The sequence below is a fragment of the uncultured Sphingomonas sp. genome (assembly GCF_964244265.1).
Classification (GTDB): Bacteria; Pseudomonadota; Alphaproteobacteria; order Sphingomonadales; family Sphingomonadaceae; genus Sphingomonas.
Genome location: NZ_CAXTHV010000035.1, coordinates 1 through 12,566 on the forward strand (window position 1 = coordinate 1; position 12,566 = coordinate 12,566).

At 68.0% G+C, this 12,566-nt stretch carries 11 protein-coding genes and 1 pseudogene; 2 read left to right on the forward strand and 10 right to left on the reverse strand.

Features of this window, described 5'->3' with window-relative positions:
- Positions 1 to 115: 115 nt before the first annotated feature.
- The 8 genes and pseudogenes from ACFE7K_RS13340 to ACFE7K_RS13375 form a co-directional block, all read right to left on the reverse strand.
- Positions 116 to 589: pseudogene (locus ACFE7K_RS13340) on the reverse strand (hypothetical protein); the annotation flags it as partial.
- Positions 590 to 632: 43 nt separating this feature from the next.
- Positions 633 to 782 carry a hypothetical protein gene (locus ACFE7K_RS13345; protein ID WP_375398688.1) on the reverse strand — a complete coding sequence of 50 codons (150 nt, stop codon included), beginning with the start codon at positions 780 to 782 and terminating at the stop codon, positions 633 to 635.
- A gap of 20 nt (positions 783 to 802) precedes the next feature.
- Positions 803 to 2,662 carry a CocE/NonD family hydrolase gene (locus ACFE7K_RS13350; protein ID WP_375398689.1) on the reverse strand — a complete coding sequence of 620 codons (1,860 nt, stop codon included), beginning with the start codon at positions 2,660 to 2,662 and terminating at the stop codon, positions 803 to 805.
- Between the two features lie 48 nt (positions 2,663 to 2,710).
- The gene (locus ACFE7K_RS13355) at positions 2,711 to 3,466 is read right to left on the reverse strand and encodes a CPBP family intramembrane glutamic endopeptidase (RefSeq protein ID WP_375398690.1); all 756 of its coding nucleotides are present in this window, start codon (positions 3,464 to 3,466) and stop codon (positions 2,711 to 2,713) included.
- A gap of 13 nt (positions 3,467 to 3,479) precedes the next feature.
- On the reverse strand, positions 3,480 to 4,448 hold the full coding sequence (glpX, locus tag ACFE7K_RS13360; protein WP_375398691.1) for a class II fructose-bisphosphatase: 969 nt from the start codon (positions 4,446 to 4,448) through the stop codon (positions 3,480 to 3,482).
- A gap of 44 nt (positions 4,449 to 4,492) precedes the next feature.
- Complete coding sequence (locus ACFE7K_RS13365; protein WP_375398692.1) at positions 4,493 to 5,275, reverse strand: glutaminyl-peptide cyclotransferase; 783 nt, start codon at positions 5,273 to 5,275, stop codon at positions 4,493 to 4,495.
- A 2-nt stretch (positions 5,276 to 5,277) separates the two neighbouring features.
- On the reverse strand, positions 5,278 to 6,102 hold the full coding sequence (gene dapD / locus ACFE7K_RS13370) for a 2,3,4,5-tetrahydropyridine-2,6-dicarboxylate N-succinyltransferase (RefSeq protein ID WP_375398693.1): 825 nt from the start codon (positions 6,100 to 6,102) through the stop codon (positions 5,278 to 5,280).
- Positions 6,099 to 6,764, reverse strand: coding sequence for a pyrimidine 5'-nucleotidase (locus tag ACFE7K_RS13375; RefSeq protein ID WP_375398694.1), 666 nt, complete (start codon positions 6,762 to 6,764; stop codon positions 6,099 to 6,101). Before ACFE7K_RS13375 ends, dapD begins: the two co-directional genes overlap by 4 nt.
- A gap of 108 nt (positions 6,765 to 6,872) precedes the next feature.
- Here ACFE7K_RS13375 and ACFE7K_RS13380 point away from each other — a divergent pair, with 108 nt between their 5' ends.
- Both ACFE7K_RS13380 and ACFE7K_RS13385 read left to right on the forward strand, forming a co-directional pair.
- Positions 6,873 to 9,236 carry a S8 family peptidase gene (locus tag ACFE7K_RS13380; protein ID WP_375398695.1) on the forward strand — a complete coding sequence of 788 codons (2,364 nt, stop codon included), beginning with the start codon at positions 6,873 to 6,875 and terminating at the stop codon, positions 9,234 to 9,236.
- A gap of 134 nt (positions 9,237 to 9,370) precedes the next feature.
- Positions 9,371 to 10,369, forward strand: coding sequence for an LLM class flavin-dependent oxidoreductase (locus ACFE7K_RS13385; protein WP_375398696.1), 999 nt, complete (start codon positions 9,371 to 9,373; stop codon positions 10,367 to 10,369).
- Between the two features lie 42 nt (positions 10,370 to 10,411).
- Here ACFE7K_RS13385 and ACFE7K_RS13390 read toward each other — a convergent pair whose 3' ends face one another.
- Both ACFE7K_RS13390 and ACFE7K_RS13395 read right to left on the reverse strand, forming a co-directional pair.
- Positions 10,412 to 11,128, reverse strand: coding sequence for an energy transducer TonB (locus ACFE7K_RS13390; RefSeq protein WP_375398697.1), 717 nt, complete (start codon positions 11,126 to 11,128; stop codon positions 10,412 to 10,414).
- A complete protein-coding gene (locus tag ACFE7K_RS13395) occupies positions 11,125 to 12,543 on the reverse strand; it encodes a sensor histidine kinase (RefSeq protein ID WP_375398712.1) in 1,419 nt (472 codons plus the stop codon). The genes ACFE7K_RS13390 and ACFE7K_RS13395 overlap by 4 nt, the downstream gene beginning before the upstream one ends.
- Positions 12,544 to 12,566: the final 23 nt, after the last annotated feature.

Genomic DNA, 12,566 nt, shown 5'->3' on the forward strand with positions numbered 1-12,566 from the left:
CATCAGCCTCGCCGCAATCGTCACTTGGTGGATATGAGTCTCGGCCCTAGCCCAGTTCGCCGCCGCCGCGAATGTGACAATAAACGTAGACGTCGCCAAGCCGGTTCCAGATCGTTCAGCTGGTCGAATAGAAGGGCGTACCCGACACGCCGTAGCTGCCATAGGCATCGATCACCGTAGGCGCCGGTCCGGCACGCGCGCCCGAATACACGATGGTCAGCGGCACCTTGGTGCCATCGGCGCTGATCGCGGTTTCCTCGACGACGGTACGCGCCCGGGCCGCGGGCAGCGTGTCGTTGGCCAGCCCCAGAGGCACCCCCTTGCCCGCGACCGAATAGCTGAAGATCGTGCGCGGCGTCTTGCCGTCGGTGCCGGCCATCGGATCGAGCAGCAGGCGATCCTTGCCGCCCTCGCGCACCATCAGGACTGGCACGTTCTTGTCGCTGCTCAGTTTTTCGTAGAACAGCCGGCCGCCCGCTTCCTGCACGCTGTAGACCGCGTCGCTCGAGCGGCTGGCCACGTCCAGCTCCTTGAACAGGGCTTCGCGTCCCGGAAGTGCCGTAAGTTCGGTGGTAGTATGCAGGCTGGAGGCGTTGACCCATTTCTCGAAATCGGCACGGCGATCGGCCTTTTCAAACCACCGATAAGGGGTCGTCGACCGACACGCCGAACACCGTTTCGGTAAACGGTTCGGCCTTGGGTATATCAGGGAAACTGGTCAGCCCCCTGCCCGCCACCTGCGCCACTAAGGCCGCCGGCATCACTCCCAAGACCCGCTTCATACCCTCTCCTGTCGATTGTATTACATCACCGGCAGCGTTATCCGCGATCCGGCGCATACCTTTTGCGTCGCCTTGACAAAATCGATCGGCTTGGCCCGATACGGGTTGGCCATGTAGCTCTGCGGGTTACGATCTATCACCGGGAACCAGCTCGACTGGATCTGGACCATGATCCGGTGGCCCTTCTTGAACACATGGTCATGGTCGCGCAGCGGCACGTCCCAGACGACGACCTTGCCCGGCACTAGCGGCTGCGGGTTGGTGTCGCCAGCCAGGAAACGACCGCGGCGGACATCCATCGCGATCGGCCATTCATAGCCGTTGAGAGTCTTCGCATAATCGCCGACCTCCCATCTCTTACCTTCGGTCGATACATAATCGTCGGGCAGGACATCGATCAGCTTGACCACGAAATCGCTGTCGGTGCCGCTCGTCGAGGCCATTAGCCTGGCGGCGATTGCCCCGGTCACGGTCAAGTCGGCGGTCAGCGGGGCGGAGACGTAGCTCAGCACGTCGGGCCGGTCGTCGACGAACCGCTGGTCGTCGCTCTCCCACCAACCCCAGTCCGGCGTGCCGTAGGTGCGACTCATCGGTCGCTTGCGGAACGGCACTGGACGTGCCGGATCGCTGAGATAGTCGCGGCACCCCTCGCCGGGCGCAGGCGCTGTGAACGACAGGCTGCCATCGGCGCGCAGATACAAGGCAGTGGCCTTGGCCCCCGCGGGGGGCCACGAGGCATAGGTTTTCCACCTGTTCGACCCCGATTCGAACATCCTAGCGGTGAAATTGGGCTTCGTGCCCTTGTCGTGCAGCCAATAGGCGAAGAACGGTGCCTGGATCTGCGTCTGGAACTCGGTGCCGCTTTCGGTACCTAGCGGGATCGGCCCCAGCATGTCGGCCTTAGACTGCCACCCGCCGTGGCGCCAAGGACCGGCGACGATCTGCGCCAGGTTGTCGGGGTCGTTCTGCTTCTGCTTTTCGTAGATTTTCCACGAGCCCCAGGGATCTTCCTGGTCCCAGAAGCCTGCGACGTTGAGCGTCGGCACGGTCGTCCTGCCCAGCGAGCGCGTCCAGTCCTGGTCGGTGTAGAAGGCGTCGTGATTGGGGTGATCGAGCAAGGCCGTGAACATCGGCACGCTACCCTTGAAGTATTTGGTGTCGATATCCGTTACCGGACCGACTTTGAGGAACCAGTCGTAAGTGTCCGTCATGCGATCATAATCGAACGGCTTGTTGGCTGCCTTTTCGTTTTGCAGCTGGTACAGCCAGTCGGTCGCATAGCTAAGGCGGAGCGCGCCATTGCGGTGGAGGTCGTCCGACATCCAATAGTCGATCCACGCCGCCTGGGGGCTGACCGCCTTCAGCGCACGGTGCGGCCTGACCAGCGCGACGGCGGCGGCAAAGCCGGGATAGGACACGCCCCACATGCCGACCTTACCCGAATTGCCAGGGACGTTCTTCACCAGCCAGTCGATCGAATCATAGGCGTCGCTAGCCTCGTTCGGCACCGTCTTGACGCTGGTCGACAGCGTGAAAACGCCATCCGAGCCGAAGCGCCCGCGCATCGACTGGAACACGAAAATATAGCCGTCGGCGATCAGCGGCTTCCAGTTGGCAGGGATTGTCGCGGGCAGCGTCTGCGGCACGCCATAAGGGGTACGCTGGAAAAGAATGGGCAACTTTGCGATGTCACCTTTTGGCGCGATGATGACTGTCTCCAGCTTGGCGCCGTCGCGCATCGGCACCATTACTTTGGTGAAGCTGAATGTAGCCGCGATCGGATCGACGGGCGCGGGGCTGGCGGTCTGCGGCCGAGCGATCGTGGCACCCGATACCGTCAGTGTCGCTAGCGCCAATCCGGCCAACAATTGCATGCCCATGCCCGTCTCCCTCGTTCGTCGGCATCGTGACGGGCCGCAGGACCAGCGTCAATCGCTCGGCGCTACCCGCCATGCGCCGTTCAGCGCCGGCCGAAGCACCAGCCCGTTGAGATCGATGACGACGTGGAGGATCATCACCGTCGCCAGCGATCCGCTGGCGAGATACAGCCCGGTCATCACCGAGCCCACGATCGTCGTCGCGGCGATCCCCACCCACCCCTGATAGCGATGCATCGCGCCGAAGAGTGCGATCGGCACGATGAAAGCGACGGCGATGCTGCCGGTCACCAGGCCCAGCAGCAACGGCAGGAACAGCCGGAACATCAATTCCTCGGTAACGCCTGCGGAGACCGACAATAGCGCGCCGAGCCCGAGTTCGGCACGGTTACGCGGCATCAGGCTGCCAGTGTCGGCGATCTGGAACGTCGGCCCGCGTACGCCACCTCGCCAGCGCCCGACCAGCCATATCGCAAGTGCGGCAATCGAGCCGCCGCCGACCGCGCCTATCAGTACTGCCAGCAGCCAGCCGTCATCGCCACTTGCGCCGAATGCCGGGAGGAGCGCCGCCGCGCCGACAAACTCCACAGGCACGACCGTCAGCGCGCGCAGCCGCCCGAGCAGCGCCAAACCGACCAGCGCGGGCAACGCGAAGAACAGCAATTGCTTGGCGATCCACCCGGCATAACGATGTCGCCGGTCGACCGAATCGATCAATCCTGTGAAATAGAGATATTCGGCAATGTCGCGCCGGGCGAACCAGCCGAGCAGCCCGATCGTGACCAGCAGTAGAACGAGCGGGAGCAACGTCGCCGCCACGTCAGTCGAGGCGATGCTCGCCCTTTACCCAGCGTACCGTGCCGGAGCTGGCGCGCATCACGACGCTCTCGGTAGTCATCTTGCCCGGCATCCGCTTGACACCTTCGAGCAGCGAACCGTCGGTGACCCCGGTCGCGGCGAAGATGCAGTCGCCCTTGGCCAGCTCGATCAGGTCATATTGCTTGTCGAGGTCGGTCACGCCCCATTTGGCCGCGCGTGCCCTTTCATCGTCGTTGCGGAACAACAGCCGACCCTTGAACTGGCCGCCGACGCAGCGCAGCGCGGCCGCCGCCAACACGCCCTCGGGAGCGCCGCCCGAGCCCAGGTAGATGTCCACCGTGGTGTCGGGGTTGGTCGTAGCGATCACCCCGGCGACGTCGCCGTCGCCGATCAGCATGATGCCGCAACCCAGGGCGCGCAGCTCTGCGATCAGCGCCTCGTGGCGCGGGCGGTTGAGGACGCAGGCGATGATCTCTGACGGCTCGACGCCCTTGGCCGCGGCGACCGCCCGGACATTCTCGGTCGGCGACTTGTCAAGGTCGATGATGTTGTCGGGATAGCCCGGCCCGACAGCGATCTTGTCCATATAGACATCGGGCGCGTTGAGCAGTCCGCCCTCCTCGGCGATGGCCAGCACCGCCAGGCTGTTGGGACCCGCGGTCGCGCAGATCGTCGTGCCTTCGAGCGGATCGAGGGCGATGTCGATCTTCGGCCCCCTCCCGATCGCCGAGCCGACCTTCTCGCCGATGAACAGCATCGGCGCCTCGTCGCGCTCACCCTCGCCAATCACGACGGTGCCGTCCATGTAGAGGTCGTTCAGCGCCTCGCGCATCGCCTCGACAGCGGCGGCGTCCGCGGCCTTCTCGTCGCCGCGCCCGACCAGCGTGGATGCGGCGATCGCCGCCGCCTCGGTCACGCGCACCATCTCGAGCACGAGAACGCGGTCGAGTATGTTGCTGGCGTCGGTCATGTCGGACAATCTCCTTGATGTGCCGCGCGGATAGGCGGCAATGATTACCGTGTCGAGACCGGCGCCCGCGGCGGCAGGCGAATCTCGAACAGGTACGGCCAGTTCTTGCCGGTGACGAACAGCCGCCGCTTTGCCTTGTCCCAGGCAATACCGTTGGCCACATCGTTCTCGGCGGTGTTGCCGGCGCGCGCGTGCAGCGCCGAGACGTCGATCCAGCCGGTGACATGACCATTGGCAGGATCGATCCGCGCGATGCGGTCGGTGAGCCAGAGGTTGGCTAGGATTTCGCCGTCCAGATATTCCACCTCGTTGAGCATCGGCACCGTGCGTCCATTTGCGGTGACAATGAGCCGTCGACGCACTTTAAACGTCGCCGGATCCAGGAAACGCAAGGTCGCCGTACCGTCCGAAAGGATCAGGCTGTCGCCGTCGCTGGTCAGTGCCCAGCCCTCCCCGGGATAGCGGAACCGGCCGAGCCGCCTGAACGCCCCAAGACTCCAGCGGAACGCCACGCCGTCCTTCCAGGTCAGGCTGACGATCTCGTTGCCCCAGGCCGCGATGCCCTCGCCGTAATAAGGCGGCGGGACGATCGTGGCGCGGAGCACCTTGCCCGTCGTCAGGTCGACCTTGCGGATCGACGACCGCCCGACCTCGCCGGTGCTCTCATAGAGATAGCCGTCGAGGTAGAAGAGCCCCTCGGTATAGGCCTGGGGGTCGTGCGGATATTCGCGGACTATCTCGGCCGCGACGGTCGGGATCGGCGCGAGCGGGGCGGTCGCCGAATAGGCCTGGGGCGCGAGGAACAAAGCGAGCAGGAAAGGCGACATCGTCAGTCCCTCAGCAGGTCGTTGATGCTGGTCTTCGATCGCGTCCGGGCATCGACGCGCTTGACGATCACCGCGCAATAGAGCGCGGGCCTGCCGTCGCCGCCGCCCATATTGCCGGGCACGACCACGGCGTACGGCGGAACCTCGCCGCGCAGGACCTCGCCGGTCGCGCGATCGACGATTTTGGTCGACGCGCCGAGATAGACACCCATCGACAGCACCGCGCCTTCGCCGACGCGGACCCCCTCCGCCACCTCGGACCGCGCGCCGATGAAGGCGCCGTCGCCGATGATCACCGGATCGGCCTGGAGCGGTTCGAGCACGCCGCCGATGCCCGCGCCGCCCGAAAGGTGCACCCCCGCGCCGATCTGCGCGCAGCTGCCCACCGTCGCCCAGGTATCGACCATCGTCCCCTCGCCGACATGCGCGCCGATGTTGACGAAGCTGGGCATCAGCACCGCGTTGCGGCCGATAAAGGCGCCGCGCCGTACCACCGCGCCGGGAACGACACGAAAGCCCCCGTTACGAAAACGCGCATCGTCCCAGCCGGTGAATTTGGCCGGCACCTTGTCGAAAGCCGGCGCTCCCGCCGCGCCGCCGTCGACCAGCGCATTGTCATACAGCCGGAACGACAGCAGGACCGCCTTCTTCAGCCATTGGTTGACGCGCCAGCCGCCCGCGCCGTCGGGCTCGGCGACGCGCGCCTCGCCCGCATCGAGCGCCGCCAGCGCCGCCTCGACGGCATCGCGGACGGCGCCGCCCGTCGCGGGGTTGATCGCCGCGCGGTCTTCCCATACAGTATCAATGACTTGCTGCGGATCGTTCATGCGGGCTCCAGGACCTGATTGAGCCAGAGGGTGATGTCATCGGTGGTGAAATCGATGAAGTCGCGGGCGGCGTAGCTCGCCTGTTCCGATCCGTTGTCGACCCATACGGTGGTCATCCCGATCGCCTTTGCCGGCGCCAGGTTGCGCGCCATGTCGTCGACGAACAGGCTGGCCGCCGGATCGATCGCGAACGCGGCGCAGATACCGCGATAGCAGGCGGGATCGGGCTTGGGCACCAGCCCCATCGCATGGATGTCATGGACCGCCTCGAACGTGGCGCCCAGCCCGAGCCGGTCGAGCACGCGCCCGGCATAGCGGGCATCGCCATTGGTGAACACGATCTTGCGCCCCGGCAGCCGCGCGATCGTCGCGGCCAGCGGGGCATTGTCCTCCAGCACGTCCATCTCAACGTCGTGGACAAACGCCAGAAAGTCGTCGGGGTCGACATCATGCTCCGCCATCAACCCGTTCAGCGTCGTGCCATGCCCGAAAAAATATGCTTTCTGAACGCTATACGCTTCTTCCTCATCGACATTCAGGCGCCGGGCGATATACTCCGTCATGCGGGCGTCGATCTGCGCGAACAGGTTGGCGCGCGCCGGGTAGAGCGTGTTGTCGAGATCGAAGATCCAGTTGCGGATCGGGGACAGACTCGCGAGCATGCGGTTGGTGGCTCTAGGCGCACCGGCGCACCCGGGCAAGGCGGGTATCGGCGAGTAGCGTGGCCGGATCGGCAGGCGCGGTTTCGCCAGGCAAAGGGTCGTTTGACGATGATCGCGTTTCGGGGTCGCCTGATGCAGACGGCGGCGGGTGCCGGGCTGCTGCTGACCGCCGCCTGCGGCGGGGGCGGCGGCGGGGGCACCGCCACGCTGCCCACCCCGACACCTACGCCCACCCCGACACCCACGCCTACACCCACTCCAACTCCAACTCCAACACCTACACCTACCCCGTCCCCGACGCCATCGTCGTTCGACACCACGGAATACCGCGCCACCATCGGCGCGGTGTCGGCCAATGCGCTGGCCGCCTATGTGCGCGGCGCGACCGGCGCCGGGATCAAGGTCGGCATCGTCGATACGGGCCTGGACATTGCCAGCGACCAGTTCACCGGCCGGGTCGACGCCGCGTCGGCCAATGTCGCCGGCGGCTCGACCTATGACGACGAGGCGGGCCACGGCACCGCGGTGGCGTTCACGCTGGCGGGCTTGCGCAACGGCCAGGGAACGCAGGGCATCGCGTTCGACGCGACGATCGTCATGGCGCGCAGCGACACGCCGGGCAGCTGTTCCGTCACCACCGGCGACAATCCGGGCTGCAGTTTCGACGACAACAACATCGCCAAGGGCGTCGACCTGGCCAGCAACGCCGGCGCGCGGGTGATCAACCTGTCGCTGGGCGGCGATCCCCCCAGTCAGTCGCTGATCGCCGCGATCAACCGCGCTACCGCGAAGGGCGTGGTCATCGTCATTTCGGCGGGCAACAGCGGCGCCAAGCCCGAAGGCACCATTCCCGACCCCTTCCCTGCCGGCGTCGTCAACAGCTTTGCCGCGCGCGGGCTGGTGATCATCGCCGGATCGGTGGGGGCCAATGACAGCCGATCCCCCGGCGCGGACGTCATATCGACGTTCAGCAATCGCGCGGGCACCGGCACGCCGGAGCAATTCTACCTGGCGGCGGTCGGCGAACGCGTCCGCGCGCCGTGCAACGATACCCAGGTCTGCCTGTGGTCGGGCACGTCCTTTTCGGCGCCGCAGATCGCCGGCGCGGCGGCGCTGCTGGCCCAGGCCTTCCCCAATCTGTCGGGCGCGCAGATCGTCCAGATCCTGTTGACCAGCGCGCGCGACGCCGGTGCTACGGGGATCGACGAAATCTATGGCCGTGGGGTGCTCGATCTGACCGCCGCCTTCGCGCCGGCCGGCGCGATCGTCGCGGCGACCGGCGCCCCCGTGTCGCTGGTGGTCAACGGATCGCTGTCGGCGCCGATGGGCGACGCCAGCACCGGGCCGATCGGCGCGATCGTCCTGGACGGTTTCGACCGGGCCTATGCGATCGATCTCGCGCGGACGATCAATCGCGCCGGCCCGCAGCGGACGCTGGCCGCGACGCTGACCGGGCAGACGCGCGCCATCGCCTTCGATCGCGGATCGACCAGCGTCGCGATGACCGTGGCGCCAATCGGCATCGCCACGCCCACCGGATTGCGGCTAAGCCGCGCCGACGCCGAACGGTCGCGTGCGATCGCCGGGTCGATCACCCAGCGGCTGGGCAGCCGCGCCAGCTTCGCGATCGGCTTTGCCGAAGGCGGCGCGGGGCTGACCGCCCGCCTCGCCGGGCGCGGCGATCCCGCCTTCCTGGTCGCGCGCGACCCGGTCGCCGCGATCGGTTTCGACAGCGCGGCGCGCGGATCGGTGGCGGTCCGCGAGCAGATCGGGCGCTGGGGCGCGACGATGGCGATCGAGAATGGCGACGTCCTGGCGCGCGGCGACCGCGAGCTGCTGCCGGCGCTGGCCGATCGCTACCGGCGCTCGGGCTATGACCGGGCGGCGGTGACGCTGGACCGCCGGTTCGGCCCGCTCGGCCTCTGGCTGGGGGTCAGCCGGCTGGTCGAAAGCGACACGCTGCTCGGCGCCAGGCTCGACGGCAGTCTGGGCCGCCCGCGCGCGACGACCTGGTCGGGCGACCTGACCGCGCGGCTGGATGCCGGCGGCGGCTGGACGCTCGGCGGATCGCTGCGCCAGGGCCGCAGCGTCGTACAGCTTCGCGACGGGGTCGATGGTGGCGGCGTCATCCGCACCTCCGCCTTTGCCGCCGATATCGGCAAGACCGGCATCGTGACGCGCGACGACCGGTTCGGGCTGCGCATCGCCCAGCCGCTGCGCGTGGCGACGGGCGGGCTCGACCTGATCCTGCCGACCGAATGGAGCTATGCGCTGAACGGGCCGTCGGCCTGGACCAGCCAGCGGCTCAATCTCGCGCCGCGCGGGCGGGAGCTCGACATCGAGACCGCCTATTCGCGGCCCCTGGGCTCGGGCGATCTCCAGACCAATCTGTTCTGGCGCCGCGATCCCGGCAACTTCGCCGCCCTGTCCGACGATTTCGGCGTTGCATTGCGGTACAAGCTGAGCTTCTGAGAGACTGTTTGAAACGCGCTGAGGGCGCGTTTTGCGGTGCCGAAACTCACTCTTTCGCGAGTTTCCAAAAGGATTCTGACCCGTCGCGCGCAACGCATTTGCAGGTGGCGGCATCGCTTCCCATGTTGGGCAGCATGACCGCCTTATCCCTGTTAGATCTGGTCCCCGTCGTCGAAGGCGGCACCGTTGCCGATGCGCTGGCCAATGCCGCCGATCTCGCCCGCCATGCCGAGGCGAGCGGCTATGCCCGTTACTGGGTCGCCGAGCATCACGGCATGGCCGGGATCGCCAGCGCGGCGACCGCAATCGTCATCGGCCATGTCGCCGCCGCGACCACCCGCATCCGCGTGGGGGCGGGCGGCATCATGCTGCCCAACCATGCGCCGCTGGTGATCGCCGAGCAGTTCGGGACGCTGGATGCGCTGTTCCCGGGGCGGATCGACCTGGGGCTGGGCCGCGCGCCGGGCAGCGACCAGCGCGTCGCGCACGCCATTCGCCGCACGCTCGACAGCGACGCCAACGCCTTTCCGCGCGACGTGATGGAGCTGCAAAGCTATTTCGCCGATGACGGGCAGACCGGCATCCGCGCGACCCCGGGCGCGGGTGCCGACGTGCCGCTGTGGATCCTGGGGTCGAGCCTGTTCGGCGCGCAGCTCGCCGCGGCGCTCGGCCTGCCCTATGCCTTTGCCTCGCATTTCGCGCCCGACGCTCTCGACGAGGCGCTGGCGATCTATCGTCGCGATTTCCGCCCGTCGGCGCAGCTCGACCGGCCCTATGCGATGGCCGGGTTCAACGTGTACGCCGCCGACACCGATGCCGAGGCGGCCTATCTGGCGAGTTCGCAGCAGCAATCGTTCGTCGCGCTGCGCACCGGGCGCCCGCGCCAATTGCCGCCGCCGGTCGCGGGCTATGCCGAAAGCCTGGGCGCGCAAGGCCGCGCGATCCTCGACCAGGTCCTGCGCTGTTCGGCGATCGGGTCGCCGGCGACGGTCGCGCGCGGCATCGCCGCCTTTGTCGAGCGGACGCGGGTCGACGAGGTGATGGTGGTCAGCGCGATCCACGATCTGGACGCCCGCAAGCGCAGCGTGGCGATCACGGCGGCGGCGATGCGCGACGTGGCACTGGCGGCATAGCGGTGGCGGCATAGCGCCGGCGATATGGCGCCGGCGGCGAGGTCAGCGCGTCTCCCACGTCTCGTTCTGGACGACATAGGACGGCACGGGGGCCCCGCGCGCATCGAGCGCGGGACGGAAGCGATAGCGTTCGATGATCAGCCGACACGTCGCGGCGTCCAGGTCGCGATAGCCGCTCGATCGCGTGATGTCGCAGTCGGTCACGCGGCCATCGGTCCACACCAGGAAGCGGACGCCGACCGTCCCCTCCTCGCCCGCTTCCCTGGCGGCGCGCGGATAATCGCCATTGGTGATGCGCCCGCCCACCCGGCGCGGGGGCATGCCGTCGCCGCCGTCACCGTCGCCGTCCCCCTCCCCGCCGCTGCCCGTACCGGTGCCCGCGCCGCCCGCGCCGGTGCCGGGACCGCGGATGTCGGCATTGCCCTGGATCGCCTGGGCGCCGGTGCCCGCGACCGTGGCGGCGACCGTCACCGGCGGCTCGACCGGCGGCAGCGGCGGCGGGGGAGCGACGATCTCGGTTGCCCGCGCCTTCAGGTTGGGCGGGGCGGCGGCGCCTTCCTTGCGCGTGCTGGCCCTGGGGCGGGGCGCGATCTTCTCGCGGGCCGGCGGCGGCGGCGGCAGGACATCGAACGTGGCGAGCTGGTCCGTCACCGCCCTGAGCGGGCTGATCCCGAGCCCGACGATCGCGGCGTACAGCAACAAGGCGGTCAACAGCGCCGCGATCAGCGCTCCGCCGGTCCGTTCCGACAGGCCGGTCACGTCGCCGCCGGCAGCCTCAGTCGCGCCAGCAGCCCACCCAGATCCTCGCTCTCCTCCAGGCTGACCGTGCCCTCATAGATTTCGGCGACGTCGCGCACGATCGCCAGGCCAAGCCCGGTTCCCGGCTTGCCGGTGTCGAGCCGCACGCCGCGATCGAAGATCCGCATCCGATCCTCCTCGGGGATCCCGCCGCCGTCATCCTCGATCTGGAACTCGACAAAGCCCGCCTGCGCCGCGACGGTGATGAACACCGAGCCGCCGCCATATTTCGCGGCATTCTCGATGAGGTTGCCGAGCATCTCGTCCAGGTCCTGGCGCTCGACATGCACGTGCAGCCCCTTGGGGCCGTCGGTGTCGATGCGGACGTGGCGATAGAGCCGCGAGACCGCGCGCTCGACCGATTCGAGGCTGGCCCAGACGTCGGCGCGGCTATGCGCCGACCCGCGCCGGCCGACCGCCCGCGCGCGCGCCAGGTGATGGTCGACCTGGCGCCGCATCGTCCGCGCCTCGCGCACGACGGTCTCGGCGAGGTCGTCGGCACCGGCGGTCGCCGCGTTCATGATCACCGTCAGCGGGGTCTTGAGCGCATGCGCCAGATTGCCGGCGTGGCGCCGCGCCTCCTCGGCCTGGCGGTCATTATGGTCGATCAGCGCGTTGAGCTCCTCGACCATCGGCGCGACCTCGGCGGGCATGGTTCCCGCCACCGCGCTGGACCGCCCGGCACGCATCCGCGCGATCTCGTGACGCAGTTTCGTCAGCGGGCGCAGGCCGTACCACGTCTGCAGCGCCGCCATCGCGATCAGCCCGATCGCGAGCAGCAGGAAACTGCGGAAGAGCGTTCGCCGCAGCACCCTGATCTGCGCATCCAGGCCGTCACGGCTCTGCGCCACCTGGAATCGCCAGCGCACCTTCGACATGGGCAGCCGCACGTCGCGCTCCATGACGCGAAGCTTCTCGCCGCTGAACTGGCTGCTGTCATAGACATGGACGTCGAGCTTGTCATGGCGGACGCCGAACGCGAGCCGCCGGTCCCACAGCGACCGCGACGGAAAATCCTCCTTGCCGGGCGCGCTGATCTGCCAATAGAGGCCCGAATAGGGCTCGAGGAAGCGCTGGTCGGCGGGTTCGCGGTTGAGGATCACCTCGCCATCGGGCCCGATCTCGGCCGAGGTCAGCAGCGAGAACATCACATATTCCAGCTGCTCGTCGAAATTGCGCGTGACCGCAACGCTGAGCACGCTGTCGAGCGCCAGCCCCCCGCCGGTGAGCAGCAACGTGATCCAGGTCGCCGCGATCAGGATCATCCGCCGGCTGAGCGACCCCGAGGTCCGGGTCACCGGCCGTGCCGGAAAGGCTTCCCGCGCGGGCGGCGATGCGGCGGGCGGCGCACCGGGCGCCGCCGCTTCCGCCGGCATCTCGGCGCGCGCCGGCAGGGCGG

Bases quoted from the DNA above. Each gene is read 5' to 3' on its own strand.
- ACFE7K_RS13345 (WP_375398688.1), bottom strand. From the start codon at position 782: ATGAAGCGGGTCTTGGGAGTGATGCCGGCGGCCTTAGTGGCGCAGGTG.
- ACFE7K_RS13380 (WP_375398695.1), top strand. From the start codon at position 6,873: ATGATCGCGTTTCGGGGTCGCCTGATGCAGACGGCGGCGGGTGCCGGG.
- ACFE7K_RS13395 (WP_375398712.1), bottom strand. From the start codon at position 12,543: ATGCCGGCGGAAGCGGCGGCGCCCGGTGCGCCGCCCGCCGCATCGCCG.
- ACFE7K_RS13365 (WP_375398692.1), bottom strand. From the start codon at position 5,275: ATGTCGCCTTTCCTGCTCGCTTTGTTCCTCGCGCCCCAGGCCTATTCG.
- dapD (WP_375398693.1), bottom strand. From the start codon at position 6,102: ATGAACGATCCGCAGCAAGTCATTGATACTGTATGGGAAGACCGCGCG.
- ACFE7K_RS13350 (WP_375398689.1), bottom strand. From the start codon at position 2,662: ATGGGCATGCAATTGTTGGCCGGATTGGCGCTAGCGACACTGACGGTA.
- ACFE7K_RS13375 (WP_375398694.1), bottom strand. From the start codon at position 6,764: ATGCTCGCGAGTCTGTCCCCGATCCGCAACTGGATCTTCGATCTCGAC.
- glpX (WP_375398691.1), bottom strand. From the start codon at position 4,448: ATGACCGACGCCAGCAACATACTCGACCGCGTTCTCGTGCTCGAGATG.
- ACFE7K_RS13385 (WP_375398696.1), top strand. From the start codon at position 9,371: ATGACCGCCTTATCCCTGTTAGATCTGGTCCCCGTCGTCGAAGGCGGC.